The sequence below is a fragment of the Paenibacillus polymyxa genome (assembly GCF_018614975.1).
In the GTDB taxonomy this organism is placed as follows: domain Bacteria; phylum Bacillota; class Bacilli; order Paenibacillales; family Paenibacillaceae; genus Paenibacillus; species Paenibacillus polymyxa_E.
In genome coordinates this window covers 34,862-50,538 of the sequence record NZ_JAGGNR010000002.1, presented here as the reverse complement: position 1 = coordinate 50,538, position 15,677 = coordinate 34,862, and the positions used below count along the sequence as shown (strand labels likewise).

Below are 15,677 nucleotides of genomic sequence, written 5' to 3'. Positions count from 1 at the left end.
CTAGAGCTACATCAATAATGACAAGGCAGGCCGTTCTTGCACATCTGGCAGGAGCGGCTTTGTCCATGAGCGAAAGGGGAGTACTCACCGTGAGCAAGCTGTGGGGAGGACGTTTTACAAAACAAACCAATCATTTGGTTGAGGAATATACGGCATCGATCAATTTTGACAAAGCTTTGGCAGAGGAAGACATTCAGGGCAGTCTGGCCCATGTGACCATGCTCGGCAAATGCGGCATTCTACCAGCGGAAGATGTGGAGACCATCAAAGAAGGACTGATCACCGTTCTGCACAAAATTCGTGCGGGCGAAGTGGAATTCTCCGTATCGGACGAAGACATCCACATGAATATTGAGAAAAACCTGATCGAAACGATTGGCCCTGTAGGCGGCAAATTACATACAGGCCGTAGCCGGAACGACCAGGTTGCAACGGATATGCACCTATACTTGCGTGAGCGCGTAGTTGGATTTGTAGGCATGCTGCATTCCTTGCAGGAAGCACTGATTGGACAAGCAAAAGATAACCTCGATACAATCGTACCGGGTTATACGCATCTTCAACGGGCACAGCCGATTCTGTTCGCCCATCACCTGATGGCGTATGTCTCCATGTTCCAACGGGATGCGGAGCGTCTGATGGACAGCTACAAACGCATTAACATCCTCCCCTTGGGCGCGGGTGCGCTCGCGGGCACAACATTCCCGATTGACCGTCATTTTGTGGCGGAACAACTGGGCTTTGACGGCGTGTACGAGAACAGTCTGGATGCAGTAAGCGACCGTGACTTTATCGTTGAGTTCCTGGCAGCCGCTTCCCTCATCATGACTCACTTGTCCCGTCTGAGTGAGGAGTTGGTACTGTGGAGCAGCACAGAGTTTGGATTTGTTGAACTGGACGATGCGTTCTGCACAGGCAGCAGCATTATGCCTCAGAAGAAAAATCCGGACGTTCCTGAACTGGTTCGTGGTAAAACAGGACGTGTGTACGGCAACCTGATCGGCCTCCTGACAGTACTGAAATCTCTTCCACTGGCATACAACAAAGACATGCAGGAAGACAAAGAAGGCATGTTCGATACAGTAGCCACGCTGGAGGGTGCACTGCAACTGTTTGCTCCAATGATCGCAACAATGACCGTGAACAAGGATCGGATGCGTCAAGCGGTCAACCAGGATTTCTCCAACGCTACGGATATTGCTGACTTCCTCGTGGGCGAAGGCTTGCCTTTCCGTCAGGCGCATGAAGTGATTGGTAAAACGGTACTGTACTGCATCCAGAACAGCAAGTATTTGCTGGATCTGACGATTGATGAATTCCGTCAGTTCTCACCACTGTTTGATGACCGGATCTATGATGTGCTGCAACCGGAAGCGGTAGTGAACGCTCGTAATGTTTACGGCGGAACTGCTTCGGGTCAAGTTGCTGAAGCCATTGGACGCAGTGAAAAGGTACTGGAGATCACCGAGCAATGGATTACGAACCGCGGTTAAATGCCACGGATACAATAAGTTTCCCGAGATATGCAATGCTAAAAGCAGGCCAGAGAACCTTGTTCTCAACGGCCTGCTTTTTGTGTTTTACAGCTATAGCGAAGTGAGCAAAATATATTCACTCAGCAGTGAAACAAAGGCATAATGTCATCGGAGTACAGTCTGATTAGACGCAGTCGCTTCATTACAAGTTACGTTACAATGCTCTACTAATCGCGCTTGGGCAAAGGCAACCATTTCAATACATCCTGGATCTTCGCATCCCAGTAGCCCCACTCATGTTCACCAGGCTCTTCCTGATATGTCAGTTCGAAGTCCGACTGTTCACAGGCTTGACGGAAGGTTTGATTATCGTCATACAGGAAATCTTCTGTTCCGCAACATTGGTAGAGCAAAGGTCGTGGGCTTTCGGCAGATTGATTTCCCTTTAACAGATGGATCAGATCGTTCTCTGTACCTGCCACCTCGGGTCCGAAAATTCGTTGTAACTCCGTCTGTTGTAATGCTGAGGATGCGTTTCTATCCATATGTGCAGACATATCGAGTGCTCCGGACAAACTTGCTGCTGCAGCGTATTGATCTGGTTTACGAAGGGCCAGCTTGAACGCCCCATAGCCACCCATGGATAATCCGGCAACGAAGTTGTCCTCCCGTTTATCTGAGAGCGGGAAGAAAGAACGAGCAAGTGCCGGGAGTTCTTCACTGATAAAGCTCCAGTAACGTCCGCCTTCTACCATATCTGTATAGAAGCTGCGGTGGACCTGTGGCATAACAACGGCGATCCCGAGGTTGGCCACATAACGTTCGATGGAAGTCCGACGCAGCCAGATGGAATCATCATCAGACAGACCGTGCAACAGGTACAGGGTTGGGTGCAGTCCTTTGCCAGTCACATTCTCCATACCGATCTGATTGTGGGTTTGTTGCGGCAGAATGACATGCATGCTGGTGCTCAGCCCAAGCGTATCCGAGTAAAAATCACATTTAATAAGTGCCATGAGTATAAGAAACCCCTTTCATAAGTTCATTAACCGATTGTCCTGAGTAGAGAGATAGATGGGAGTTGGGCTCCCTAATGGCTTTTAAGTGCCTATATTTAACAGGTTATACGTTATGCCCATCCAATGCAATAACAAGATCCACTGTAGGAAACCTTGCAAGAATATGTCCGAATCATATGGTGTTCAACAGATTAACTCACAGGAGTGGAATGGTTCATTCGGAAGTCGTCCTACACCGGACAAGAGACCTTTTTTCCAAACATCAGATTTTACTGCGCATTGACAAGATTCTCAATATGAAAGACGGATTATCGCTGGATTTATTGAAAGAAGCAGGTCGAGAACAATCGCTGTATGCTTTGGAGCAGATTATGATGCTCTACGTCCTTGATAAGCTGTTAATGAGCGGAGATATTACTCGGCAAGAGGGTGCGTTGCTGTTCGAAGTGATGTCCGAACATTATTATCGTTTTACAGGCAAACCCAGTGAACTCGTGCTTATTCGTAAGATGGGTGTTCCTTCATTCATGCTGGTGATAGCAGGAACGGAGTTTTATTTTCACAAGGGTGTGAAAGTGGTTCTTTTAGGCAGCCGATGGGAACATTTATGGAAGAATTAAAACTCAAATTGGGATAAGGAGAGGATCATCTATGGAAGAGCAGAATAAGTGGAATGATCTGAATGTGGCGGGCATAAGTCAAACGGCAGGCGGGGAGTTTCACCGTGTATCTAATTGGTCGCGGCTGCAACATCAGGCTGGTCGAGTATTCAGGTGAACTTGAGGTAGATCAGGATGCCAAGGTGGGCAGCAGTCAGCGGATTTAAAGTTTGGATATGGAGAGAAAGGGATGGGATCGACATGAATAACAATCCTGGGCGTTCATTGGAAAAAAATGGATATAAGCATCGTTGGTGATGGCAGTTCTTCTGGTGGCGTGTACCGCAAGATCAAGGTCGTAGGGGACGCGTCTTTTAACGACAATCTATCTTGTGATCGATTCAAATGTACGGGTACATCGGTCATGTACGGATTGCTTGAATCCACAGATATTAAAATTACCGGAACCCTTACTCTGACAGAGCGAGAGTCCAGCAACGATGTTGAGAATGGAATCCAGGCATCAGGCCTGCATGCAAAAGCTGAGCATATCAAAGTGGTAGGTGAGCTTCATCTGTCAGGGGATTGTCAGGCGGAAAATATCAAGCTGAACGGACGGTTGACGATAGCCGGGATGTTCAGCGCTGAACACATCTCACTCAAAATCATGGGTCCATCCGAGGTCAAGGAAATGGGCGGTTCCATCATCTCGGTGAAGAGTGGCCGGTTGAATGATTTGTTTACGGGGAATAAGTCAATTCTCAAGGCGCAGATTATCGAAGGTGACGATATTGAATTAGAGAATACGGAGGCCGAGATTGTCCGTGGCGATAAAATAAAAATCGGTCCTGGCTGCCGGATTGGTACAGTGGAATACCGTTCATCTCTGCAAATTAATCCGCAATCGGAAGTTTTGCTGCAAAGCAATCGGTCCTTGGACTGATTAACGAAAACTTCTTTTCGGATAAACTAATTCAGTCATATGAATAGAGCGTGAATGGAGAGATTGAGTACAATGGTTGCACGTAAAAACAGTATTGGATTGGTGCTGGCAGGGTTACTGCTCAGCATACTAATGGCTTCGATGGATAATACCATCGTGGCAACAGCTATGGGGGATATTGTCGGGAAGCTGGGTGGGCTCGACAAGTTCGTCTGGGTTACCTCCGCGTACATGGTGGCTGAGATGGCAGGGATGCCGATATTCGGTAAGCTATCTGATATGTATGGACGGAAGAAGTTTTTTGTATTTGGTATTATTGTATTTATGCTTGGCTCAGCGCTGTGCGGAACGGCAACGTCTATTGTGGAATTGACGATGTACAGAGCGATTCAAGGTATTGGTGCGGGGGCCCTGGTGCCGATTGCCTTTACGATCATGTTTGATGTCGTTGCACCAGAATCACGCGGTAAACTGGGCGGATTGTTTGGAGCAGTCTTTGGCCTGTCCAGCGTATTCGGACCTCTGCTCGGTGCTTACATTACCCAGTATGCGACATGGGAATGGGTATTTTATATCAACCTGCCGCTAGGCTTGATTGCATTTGTGTTTATTGCGTTCTTCTACAAAGAGTCTCATCAGCATCAATCCCAACAGATCGACTGGCTGGGTGCTGTAACGCTGATCGGTGCTGTTGTGTGCCTGATCTTTGGTCTGGAACTGGGCGGCAAAACATTTGCCTGGGGTTCGTGGCAGATTCTTGGCTTGTTTGCCGGATTTGTAGCATTAGCGCTGCTCTTCCTTTTTGCAGAAACCAAAGCCAAAGAACCAATCATCTCCTTCGGCATGTTCCGCAACCGGGTCTACTGGTCCAGTAACGTTATTGGTATGTTCAGTGGTGCGGCGTTCATTACAGCATCTGTGTACATTCCAATCTTCATACAGGGGGTACTCGGTGGTAAAGCGACCAACTCTGGTCTTGTGCTGCTGCCAATGATGCTTGGGTCCGTTGTGACGGCGTCCCTGGGCGGGGTGCTGATGACCAAAATCAAGTATCGTAATATCATGATCCCTACGTTAGCCTTACTTGTCATTGGACTTGGATTGCTGACTACACTGGATGAGAATTCTTCCCTCTGGACGATACGTATCTACATGGTGATGGTTGGTCTGGGTGTCGGTGCTTCGTTCTCTGTACTCAGCAATGCAGCCATGAACGCCTTTGAACCGCAAAGACGCGGAGCAGCAAGCTCCACGCTTAACTTTTTGCGGTCCCTCGGCATGACGATGGGCATTACGATCTTTGGTATCGTACAGAGTCAGGTATTTACGCGTAAAATGAATGACGCCCTCGCTGGTTCAGCTGCGGAAGCAGGTGGTGCTTCAGCGGGGGCGTGCCACAGGGAGTGGATCTGACCGATCCACATGCGTTGCTCTCACCAGAACTCAGACAGGCGATTCCGCCTCAGGTGCTGGATACCATCACACATGCCCTGTCCTCTTCCATCGTGCAGTTATTTGCCTGGGCTGTGATTCCGGCTGCACTCGCGTTGGTCGCTTCCTTCTTCATGGGAAAAGAGAAGATGGTCGTAGGCGAAGAGCAAGGCGAATACACCGGCGGTCACTAAACCGTACGCTAGGGCAATACAACTAATTGTAGTTTATTGAAAACTCGAATAACTTATCCAAAACATGTACAGACACACTTCTCCTGTACCCTCAAAGGGACGGGAAGTGTGTCTTTTTGTTTTCGTTGGCTTCGAACATAGAACCTAAGGCTGTTTCGTATCGCTAATCCCGTCCTCGACCACAGAAGGCCCTTGCGGATCAGGCAGGCTGCTATGACCGGAGCGGGCAATCAGGCGATTCTGGGCTTTGTACGTGTCCCGTGTAATCGTTTTGGATTCGACCACTTTGCCGTCCAGCTTCTTGGTTCGTACCGTCTCGACAATATATCCAGGCTGTCCGTCTTGCAACACCTGCTGAGCACCATCAGGCAGTACAGTACTGGACACATACTTTACCGGAACACTTAATGTTTCAATAGTGCGAGATTCAAGTGCATAGCTGACATTCTCCGGGAATGTGCCGAAAAATTTCACCATCAATTGATGGTTCTTCACCTCTGCATGAATGAGTAAGGATTTTCCAGTATTATTCTTGAAGCGAAAGTTGATGGCTCCCGAGGCAAAGGTGGCATCCAGTCCTTTCGGTAAATATTTGACCGGCAGGGAGTGGTTGCGACGCTCAATAATATCAAGACCCGTCAATAACGCTGCGTTATACACCGTACTGGATACCTGGCAGATTCCCCCGCCAATTCCGGGGGTCAGTCTTCCATTGACAATGACCGGAGCTTCACGAAACCCATAATCCTTTTCAGCTTTACGGACGACCTTCTCATAATCGAATGTGGCATCCGGTGGCAGAATCATACCGTTAATCGCTTCCGCCGCTGCGCTGACATTATGTATCCGTCCTTCACTACTATTGCCCAGACCCGTGGAGAACTGGATGATCTTTCGGTCAATGCCTTCCTGGCGTAGCGAATCAAGGGTTACTTCGGGCTTCAGCGTATACAGTGGTACCTGGATCAGCAATGGGTCGGGTTTCTCATCCGGGTTCAGCACACTGAAATCCCGATGCAGCTTCGTCTGAATGAGACTTGTGAGTGTATCCCAATCAATGCGGCGGACACCCTTTTCCGGGATATACTGGACTTGGTCACTTGCGGTAATGCGGCGAACGGCGTTTGCAGGTGTACCGAAGGTTTCTTTTTCCCAGGCAGGGCTGAGATGTTCTTGGAGTAGTCGTAAGTCGTAGGTCATATCGAGAGAGAACTCTTCTGGAAAATGATAACGTGCGTAAGCGCGTTCCCACAGGTTACCTTTCTCTAGCTGCTGTATCGCGGATTCAAAGCTGTTAACGTTGTAGCTTACGCCCGCCTGAGCTGCGGTATACGACATCGTCTGGGGGTTAGGTTCAGTCACTTCAAAGGTGACAGGCCAGTCTTCCAGCCTTTGGATCTGTTCATTCAATTCATGTAATACGTTTTTGCGATTCTTCCCCTCCACCAGCATGCCGCCAACTTGAACATCTTTGGGCAGGGCAGGCTGGTTCACATACATATACAGCAATCCATAAGATGCGGAGCCGATCAAGAGGATAGAGAATAGAATAATGACCGTCAAATGTATTTTTTTCATAACCGTACGCTCCTTTATACTTCTGATGTTCCCGACTTTGTAACACTTTCTATATATATGATCCAATGCAGGAAAACTTTCGGGTACTCAATAGGTAACAAATTTGTTACAATAAACTTCATATGAATCCATGCTTCACCAACGAATTAGGGATGAAGTGGATTTTTTCCTGATGAAATTCAGGTCTTTTTAAAGGAAATGCCGGGATTGTGTCGAAATGATAATGGCTAACTATGCGAGCAGGAAGTGATGATGTGATAGAAATGCAGGACGTGTGGAAGACCTACGCCAATGGGACCCACGCATTACAAGGGGTGTCGGTGAAGATCGACCGCAATGAATTTGTCTATATCGTCGGTCCGTCCGGCGCAGGTAAATCGACATTTATGAAATTGATGTACAGAGAAGAAGTTCCGACCAAAGGACAAATATCCATTAACGGATTTAATATTGGTAAGTTGAAGCCAAGAAAGATTCCTTATGTGCGCCGTAACATCGGCGTTGTGTTCCAGGATTTTCGTCTGCTGCCACGGATGACAGCATTTGAGAATGTGGCATTTGCGATGGAAGTTATTGAAGCACCGAAGCGTCATATCAAGAAACGAGTGATGGAAGTGCTTGATCTAGTGGGACTGCGGAGTAAGGCAAATCGCGAACCTTCACAGCTCTCGGGTGGAGAACAGCAGCGTATTGCCATTGCACGGGCTATCGTCAATAACCCATCGGTTATTATCGCAGACGAGCCTACAGGTAACCTCGATCCGGAGACGTCATGGGGTATTATGCAGCTGCTGGATGAGATTAATTTCCGGGGAACAACCATTGTTATGGCTACCCATAACAAAGATATCGTGAATACGATGCGTAAACGGGTAATCGCCATTGAACGTGGACAAATTGTACGGGATCAGATGAGAGGGGAATACGGTTATGAATTTTAGTACTCTCTTGCGCCATATACGGGAGGGATTCAAAAACGTATTCCGCAACGGCTGGATGTCTGTAGCCTCCATCATGTCCATTATTGTGTCGCTGCTGATTCTTGGTGTGTTCATGTTGCTGGTGCTCAATGTAAATTCCATGGCGAATCAGGTTGATAGCCAGGTGGAGATCAGCGCGTTCCTCGAATTGAATGTGGACGAGAACCTTCGTAACACACTGGAGCAAGAAATCAGCGCGATGCCAGAAGTAAGTGAGATCCGTTTTGTTTCCAAGGAAGAAGGACTCAAGGAGTTCCGTGAGCGTCTTGGAGAGAGTGCAGATAACGTGCTTAGCGGTTTCGATGTGGACAACAACCCACTGCCGGAGACCATTGAAGTTGAGGTCATTGAACCGGAAACCGTCACTTTTGTGGCGCAAAAAATCGAAGCTTTGAACGAAAAACACCCGGAGAAGCCGATCATGAAAGTGAACTACGGCAAGGAAACGGTGGAAGTGTTGTTCAAATTTACGAAGCTTGTTCGTAACATTGGATTTATTTTTGTCGGGGGACTGGCTCTGATGTCCATGTTCCTGATCTCGAATACGATTCGCGTAACGATTCTGGCCCGTCGCCGGGAGATCGGTATTATGAAGCTCGTTGGTGCAACCAATACCTTTATTCGCTGGCCTTTCTTTATTGAAGGTGCACTCATTGGATTTATTGGCTCGGTTATTACGGTTGGGGTGCTGTTTGTTGGATACAGCCAGTTGATGAACACAATTGGTCAGGATGTCTTCATGCAGATGCTTAACTTGATTCCGCTCGGCGAAATCTGGTTGCTGTTTGGAACACTGTTGATCGGACTCGGTGTGCTGGTAGGTATTTTGGGAAGTACACTGTCCATTCGGAAATCACTCAACGTTTAATTTTGTTTTCATCGATCGAATTGCAGAATATGTCGAAAGAATGGTAAAGCAGGTTCATTCATGGACGCTGTTTGACGATATGTAAGAAAGACGGAGTCTTTTAAGATTGAAGAAAGCAAAGAACATGCTGTTCACCACCTGTGCAGGTTGCTTTCTTGTGAAATCATAGGATGGGGGATCATCATTTTGAAAAAAACCGCTTCGCTGCTGGCCTTTACGTTATTGGCCGGTATGACGCTTCAACCTTCTGACGGGTATGCCAAGAGCAGCATCAGCGATATTGACCAACAGATTCAGCAACTGGAGAGCAAGGCGGCTTCTGCCAAGCAGGAGCAAAAAAAAGCGGCTTCCAACAAAAAGGAAGCACAGCATTACAAGAACAAAACCAACGCTTATCTGAAGGTTGTCATGGAACAGATCAATGTCGTTAGTGATGAACTGGCCAGTGTATCCTTGCAGATCGAGAACACGGAGGAAGATCTCCGTACAACGAAAAAAGATCTGCAAGCGGCAGAAGAACGCATTGTTGCAAGGGAAAAATTGTTGGAGTCACGCGTGCGTCTGATGTATACGGACGGTGCTGTATCCTATCTGGATGTATTGTTGTCCTCTACGAGCTTCACTGACTTTCTAACCCGTGCGGATTCACTCAAAACAATCGTGGATCAGGATCAGCATCTGCTGGATGAACACAAAGCGGACAAGCAACTGGTTGTGGACAAAAAGGCAGAACTGGATGTGCAATATGCAGAAGCCAAGAGTCTGTATGCACAGAAGAAACAGCGCAAGTCCCAATTGAATGAAAAAGAAGCGGAAAAGCAAGTGCTTCTCGCTTCATATGATGCTAAAATTGAAGAGTCAGAAGAGCTGACACAAGAGCAGGAAGATGTATTAATGCAGATTGCCAGCAAACGTTCGGCACTTCTTCAAGAGAAAAATAAATTGCGTGAACAACAGGCTGCAGCTGCAGCCAAAGCAAAAGCCGCGGCAGCAGTCCGGGCGAAAGCTGCAGCCAAGGCGCCAACCAGAGTGAGTTCGGATAGCAGTAGTGAGGTCACGTACTCATCCGGTAATGGTATCTTCTCAAGACCGGTATCTGGCGGACGTATTTCTTCTCCATTCGGCCCCCGTACCCATCCAATTACGGGTGTAGTGGGTAAAATGCATGCTGGTGTTGATTTCGCTGTTCCTGTGGGAACCTCTGTACACGCGGCCTCAGGAGGGATCGTGATTATGGCTGAATGGTATAGCGGCTATGGCTATACGGTTATTGTGGATCACGGTGGTGGACTATGGACGTTATATGGTCACTTGCGTGAAGGTGGATTCAAAGTCAGCAAGGGGGACACTGTGAGCAAAGGTGATACCATTGCTGAGTCAGGAAATACAGGGAACTCTACTGGACCTCACTTGCACTTTGAAGTACGAGATAATGGTACGGCGGTCAATCCAATGAACTATTTGTAATTTTCTCGTCCACAGATCGAATGGAAAAAACATATTCCGTACAAGCTAGACATATACTAAGCTGGCATGTTCAGGGAATAGATTCTGGCAACAATGGAATCGGACACGCTTCAAAACGAAAGGCGGTGACAAACGGATGATGAAGAAAAGATCGGCGCTACTGCTTGTCATTGTGGGTCTCCTGGGTGGTAGTTTGCTAACCCTGGTGTTAATGACTTATCCAGGAATAGCGAACCAGACCACAGCGGGCGAAGGTTTGCTAGCTAGTGTAACCGGCAATACACAGCAGAAGAACGATTTGAAAAAGATTGAAACTGCGATGGATTTGATCTCAAGCAACTATTATAAAGACGTGGATCAGACCAAATTGATTGACGGTGCGATCAACGGCATGATGGAATCGCTTGGTGATCCGTACTCCAACTATATGGGGCAGGAAACAGCTGCTCAGTTTGAAGAGTCGATCGAAGGTTCATTTACCGGTATTGGCGCGGAGGTATCCTCACAGGATGGAAACGTTGTTGTTGTTTCCCCAATCAAAGGATCTCCTGCCGAGAAAGCGGGTATTCGTGCAAAAGACATGATTATGTCGGTCAATGGCGAATCCCTGCAAGGTTTGGAACTGAATAAGGCTGTTAACAAAATCAGAGGTCCCAAGGGCAGTGAAGCAAAGGTACAGGTTAAACGTGCCGGATCTTCCGAACTGATTGAGTTTGTTATTGTACGGGATGACATTGATCTGGAGACCGTATATGCTCACATGGAGGATGGCGGAATTGGCGTCATTGCCATTACTCAATTCTCTTTGAATACAGGCGATCGATTCAAGGAAGAGTTGGCGAAGCTTGAGAAGCAAAACATGAAAGGTCTGGTCATCGACGTACGGAATGACCCAGGCGGTGTATTGCAAGTTGTTATTGATATTGCTGAACAGTTTGTTCCTAAAGGCAAGGTTATTGTGCAAGTCGAAGACAAGAACGGCAAAAAGGAACAAAGCAAGTCCAATGGATCAGCCAAAGCTTATCCAGTCACAGTCCTGATGAACAAAGGCAGTGCGAGTGCTTCGGAGATTTTGGCCGGTGCATTACAACAGTCAGCAGGTGCGAAGTTGATTGGGGAAAATTCCTTTGGTAAAGGAACCGTGCAGACGAGTTATGACAAGCAAATGGGTGACGGCAGCTTGCTGAAGATTACCATTGCCAAGTGGCTCACTCCGAACGGAGACTGGATTCATGAAAAAGGAATCAAACCGGATATTGCGGTAGACCAGCCGGATTATTTCTCGGTGGCACCGATTAACAAAGAGAAGTTACCACTGAAATATGACAGCAATAGCACGGATGTGAAAAGTGCGCAGACGATGCTGAGAGGACTCGATTTCAAACCGGATCGTGTGGATGGATACTACGACCAGAGGACGGAAGAAGCGGTCAAGGCATTCCAGAAGCAAAAAGGCATTCAGGCTACAGGCCAGATTGACGAGAAAACCGCTGAATCACTGGAAGCGGCTCTGATTGAACGTATTGCCAATCCTCAATATGATGCACAGCTGAAACGCGCGATCGAAAATGTCTCGAAGGATATTTCGTCCGCTGTGTCGAAGCCATAAAGAAGGCTGATTTTCAGCCTTCTTTTTTTCTGAACCGGCTGAAAGAGAGGGGTGAAGGGCCACAATGGAATGGGTATGGCCGTGGTTAACTACATTAGGGGAAGCTTTGTTGCAGTTGTTTATTCAGCCGTTTTATTATATTGCGGTGATCCTGATTGCGCTCATCTATCATCGTCAGTTACTGCAGGAGCGTAAATTGTTTCATGTTCGTTTGCAAAGCTCGATAACACAGACGATTCGAGCGGTGCTCGGAGGCATACTCATCGGTACCATTGTCTCGATCGTGTCCCTATTCCTTGGTGCACATCTTACACTGGGAAGCCTGATATGCATATGGGCTGCAACATTAATGCTATCGTTGTTCCGTATCCGGTATCTGTGCTTTGCTTATGCGGCCGGGTTACTGGGTGTGCTGCAATTTAGTTTGAATCTGGCTTCAGGCTGGCAACCATCGGGTTGGATGGGCAGTATAACGGAAACGCTACGTACCCTGGATATGCCTGCACTGCTTGTCCTTGCGGCCCTTCTACATATAGGTGAAGCCCTGTTGGTACGTATGCAGGGGGTATCGATGGCATCACCGCTTCTCTTCGAGGGAAAACGCGGGAAACTGGTTGGAGGATATCAACTGCAGCAGTTCTGGGCCATTCCTCTACTGATTCTTGTCCCGGTCACAGGTAGTGGCGCGGAACTGGTTTGGAATCCGCTGATGAATGCAGGACATAGTTACATGCTGGTTGCGTTGCCGATTATGCTCGGATTTGGTGAGATAACGCAGAGTATGCTTCCCGGACAAAAGGTGCAGATCTCATCAAAGCGGTTGATGATATATGGGGCAACTTTGCTTGTGTTCAGTTTGCTTGCTGCATGGTGGTCTCCACTCATGGTGGTTGCTGCGCTGATTGCATTTATTGGACATGAATTTCTGGTATGGTACAGCGCGTTTGAAGAGCAAAACCGAAGTCCGGTATTTGTCCATCCGCAGCATGGGTTGAAGGTATTGGCTGTTATTCCGGAGAGTCCTGCAGCGGATTTGGGGATTGAAGCAGGAGAGACATTGTACAAGGTGAATGGTAAGTTGGTTCATTCGCCGGAAGAGTTGCATCGTGCTCTGCGGATGAACCCTGCTTTTTGCAAGATCGAGGTTCGCAATCACCAAGGCGAAAGCAAGTTCATGCAACGAGCGATCTATGAAGGGGAGCATCATCAGCTTGGGGTCATTATGGCACCGGACAATCACGAGGTCTGGGCGATTCGGTTACGTCCACTGACGTTGTTCCATGTTATCAACCTCAAATTGTTTGCCCGTCTGAAAAAACCACACAGGGATGAGGCTCCCTTGGCGTTACCGCCAGCCCCGGTGGCCAGTGATAAAGGGTCCGTGGAGATGTAACAACTAAGCATACTTGATGAAGTATGTTGTATAAATCAAGCTATGAAAAAGGTATTTCCGAACGTCGTCACGGGCAAAGGAAATACCTTTTTTGTTATTGTTTTAACATAAAGATGGCGATTTGGGTCCGATCACGCAAGCTCAACTTACCCAGAATATCCGTGACATAGTTTTTGACCGTGCCTTCACTGAGGAACAATTTGGCGGCAATTTCCTTATTGGACAAACCCTCCGATATGGCCTCGGCAACCGCCAGCTCCATACGTGTCAGTCCATAGGCTTCGATTGGGTTCTGTGTCAGGGGAATCGCAGCGGGACGAAGAAGGCCTGCCAATTTGCGGGCAATATCCGGATGAATTAACATATCGCCGTTATGTACGGTCTTGATGCCTTGAATGATCCGCTCGGGGGGGACATTTTTGAGCAAATAACCGCTTGCTCCATTCTGTAATGCCTGAATAATATACTCATCGTCGTCAAACGTAGTCAGCATGAGCACCTGGATTTCAGGGAAACGTGCCTTGATGCGTTTAGTACCTTCAACTCCGTCACATTCCGGCATCCGAATATCCATCAAGACCACGTCCGCAGGTGTCCCTGCTTCAAGTAATGCCAGAGCTTCCTGTCCATTTGAGGCTGTGCCTGTAACACTAATGCCAGACTCGAGTCCGAGCAGCACTTTAAGGCTCTCGCGAATAAAGTAGTCATCGTCGGCGAGAATCAGCCGAATAAGTGGGGACTGGGCTGCATCATTCTTGTTGTTCACATCATTCCGTTCGGACATGGGAATATTCACTTCCTTTTTCAGAGTAGATTCATCTGGTTCGTTATTGGAATGCGTGTAATCACTGTATACGGAAAAGCTGATTGGATCTCCAAGGTTCCTCCCACCATTTGTGTACGTAGACGCATGCCTTCCTGTCCTATACCATTTCGCTTGGAAGAATGGGGATTAATTTTGCCATCATTACTCACACTCATACACACTTCCTGATCCCTGAATACCAGCTCCACTGTGATTGAAGAAGCATTTCCGTGTCGCAGTGCATTGGTCAGGGCTTCTTTGGCATTTTTGTATAAAACAATCTGTATGCTGGGATACAGCACATGAGATGGGCCATGAACTTCATATTTTGTCTTCACACCGGTATCTCTACCCACTTCCTCGATGAGATGATCCAAGTCGTAGGCTTCGGATGCATAGGAATTAGGTTGCAGTTGGTGTAGTGTGCTGCGCATATCATCCATACTATCGGCCAATTGATCGCGAATCTGTCGCACCATTTCCGTTCCTTGTTCCATATTCAGGGGAAGAGTCAGCAGGGCGGCTTCCGACATCATTTTGGTGCGAATCAGTCGATGCCCGATATCGTCATGAAGCTGTCTGGAGATACGGGTACGTTCCTCTGCCTGAGCCACTCCTTCAAGTTGCTTTGTAAATAACAGCAGCTGCGCACGCGCTTCTTGCAGCTCGTAATGTTTGCTGCGAAGTTCGTCATAGACTTGTTCCAGTTGTCCGCGGCTGCTCGCTGTTCTTGATCCCTGCCAGGACAGAGCCGCTGTGATGAGCAGAAGCAGGTTCCCAAGAACCATCGCAGTTGTCTCTGCGGAGAGTAATGCAGTGGCGGTTGTATTTAGTATGGTTAACCCTGGCTGCGGTGCCTGTGGGACAGAATAATGCCAATGCAAAGCGACATTGCTTGCGACAAGCTGAATTGCAAACATCAACCATCTCCGACTTCCCTCCAGTCTGTATATATATACGTAGAGCACGGATAGAGAGAGGAACAGCAGGAATGGCCCATACGAAGCAATCAGCCAGCAGCTCCAGAGTATTTCGGCCAGAAGTAACAGCCACTGCTGTGTACTTGAACGGTTGAAATCTTTCCACACGGAGAGTCCAAGCGCGATGATGATATACAGGGTGTAGACGGCTTCATTTTCCAAGGGCTGCATCAACAGGAACAGTACTGCTGGAACGATAATTAATCCGTATTGCAGAAACCGCATTGGCATATGGTTGTGACATCCTTTATATAAAAAGTGGACTAGAAAATCTTTTGGTAATGCGCCCTTGATTATACCATAAGCAGCATTCGAATCAGGAGATGACTTAAGTCA

14 protein-coding genes and 1 pseudogene are annotated in these 15,677 nt (G+C 47.7%); 11 read left to right on the top strand and 4 right to left on the bottom strand.

Annotated elements, in window-relative coordinates; genetic code table 11:
* The first annotated feature begins 89 nt into the window (after window positions 1-89).
* Window positions 90-1,493, top strand: coding sequence for an argininosuccinate lyase (gene argH, locus J7E78_RS00225; protein WP_036612430.1), 1,404 nt, complete (start codon window positions 90-92; stop codon window positions 1,491-1,493).
* Between the two features lie 209 nt (window positions 1,494-1,702).
* Here argH and J7E78_RS00220 read toward each other — a convergent pair whose 3' ends face one another.
* On the bottom strand, window positions 1,703-2,491 hold the full coding sequence (locus J7E78_RS00220) for an alpha/beta hydrolase (protein WP_215074397.1): 789 nt from the start codon (window positions 2,489-2,491) through the stop codon (window positions 1,703-1,705).
* A 207-nt stretch (window positions 2,492-2,698) separates the two neighbouring features.
* Here J7E78_RS00220 and J7E78_RS29920 point away from each other — a divergent pair, with 207 nt between their 5' ends.
* The 5 genes and pseudogenes from J7E78_RS29920 (at window position 2,699) to J7E78_RS00205 (ending at window position 5,661) form a co-directional block, all read left to right on the top strand.
* The gene (locus J7E78_RS29920; protein WP_397330433.1) at window positions 2,699-2,794 is read left to right on the top strand and encodes a DUF4004 family protein; all 96 of its coding nucleotides are present in this window, start codon (window positions 2,699-2,701) and stop codon (window positions 2,792-2,794) included.
* A complete protein-coding gene (locus J7E78_RS00215) occupies window positions 2,791-3,114 on the top strand; it encodes a DUF4004 family protein (RefSeq protein ID WP_397330432.1) in 324 nt (107 codons plus the stop codon). The genes J7E78_RS29920 and J7E78_RS00215 overlap by 4 nt, the downstream gene beginning before the upstream one ends.
* Window positions 3,115-3,145: 31 nt before the next feature.
* Window positions 3,146-3,271, top strand: coding sequence for a hypothetical protein (locus J7E78_RS29630; protein WP_285229333.1), 126 nt, complete (start codon window positions 3,146-3,148; stop codon window positions 3,269-3,271).
* A 117-nt stretch (window positions 3,272-3,388) separates the two neighbouring features.
* Window positions 3,389-4,036: a hypothetical protein gene (locus tag J7E78_RS00210; RefSeq protein WP_215074395.1), complete on the top strand. Its 648-nt coding sequence runs from the start codon at window positions 3,389-3,391 to the stop codon at window positions 4,034-4,036.
* A 72-nt stretch (window positions 4,037-4,108) separates the two neighbouring features.
* Window positions 4,109-5,661, top strand: a pseudogene (locus tag J7E78_RS00205) (MDR family MFS transporter).
* A 144-nt stretch (window positions 5,662-5,805) separates the two neighbouring features.
* Here J7E78_RS00205 and J7E78_RS00200 read toward each other — a convergent pair.
* Entirely contained in the window at window positions 5,806-7,239 is a 1,434-nt protein-coding gene (locus J7E78_RS00200; RefSeq protein WP_215074394.1) for a VanW family protein, read from the bottom strand.
* Window positions 7,240-7,493: 254 nt separating this feature from the next.
* Between J7E78_RS00200 and ftsE the strand changes: the two genes are divergently transcribed.
* The 5 genes from ftsE to J7E78_RS00175 all read left to right on the top strand — a co-directional run bounded on the left by ftsE (window position 7,494) and on the right by J7E78_RS00175 (window position 13,556).
* Window positions 7,494-8,180 carry a cell division ATP-binding protein FtsE gene (gene ftsE, locus J7E78_RS00195; protein ID WP_024631580.1) on the top strand — a complete coding sequence of 229 codons (687 nt, stop codon included), beginning with the start codon at window positions 7,494-7,496 and terminating at the stop codon, window positions 8,178-8,180.
* Window positions 8,170-9,087, top strand: a complete 918-nt coding sequence (gene ftsX, locus J7E78_RS00190; protein ID WP_215074393.1) for a permease-like cell division protein FtsX — start codon at window positions 8,170-8,172, stop codon at window positions 9,085-9,087. Before ftsE ends, ftsX begins: the two co-directional genes overlap by 11 nt.
* 186 nt (window positions 9,088-9,273) lie before the next feature.
* On the top strand, window positions 9,274-10,554 hold the full coding sequence (locus J7E78_RS00185) for a murein hydrolase activator EnvC family protein (protein ID WP_215074392.1): 1,281 nt from the start codon (window positions 9,274-9,276) through the stop codon (window positions 10,552-10,554).
* Window positions 10,555-10,690: 136 nt separating this feature from the next.
* Entirely contained in the window at window positions 10,691-12,163 is a 1,473-nt protein-coding gene (locus J7E78_RS00180; protein ID WP_215074391.1) for a S41 family peptidase, read from the top strand.
* A gap of 64 nt (window positions 12,164-12,227) precedes the next feature.
* The gene (locus J7E78_RS00175; RefSeq protein WP_215074390.1) at window positions 12,228-13,556 is read left to right on the top strand and encodes a PDZ domain-containing protein; all 1,329 of its coding nucleotides are present in this window, start codon (window positions 12,228-12,230) and stop codon (window positions 13,554-13,556) included.
* A 94-nt stretch (window positions 13,557-13,650) separates the two neighbouring features.
* Here the strand turns inward: J7E78_RS00175 and J7E78_RS00170 are convergent, their stop codons facing one another.
* Window positions 13,651-14,340, bottom strand: coding sequence for a response regulator transcription factor (locus J7E78_RS00170; protein ID WP_215074389.1), 690 nt, complete (start codon window positions 14,338-14,340; stop codon window positions 13,651-13,653).
* A 20-nt stretch (window positions 14,341-14,360) separates the two neighbouring features.
* A complete protein-coding gene (locus J7E78_RS00165; RefSeq protein ID WP_215074388.1) occupies window positions 14,361-15,572 on the bottom strand; it encodes a sensor histidine kinase in 1,212 nt (403 codons plus the stop codon).
* Between the last annotated feature and the right edge of the window lie 105 nt (window positions 15,573-15,677).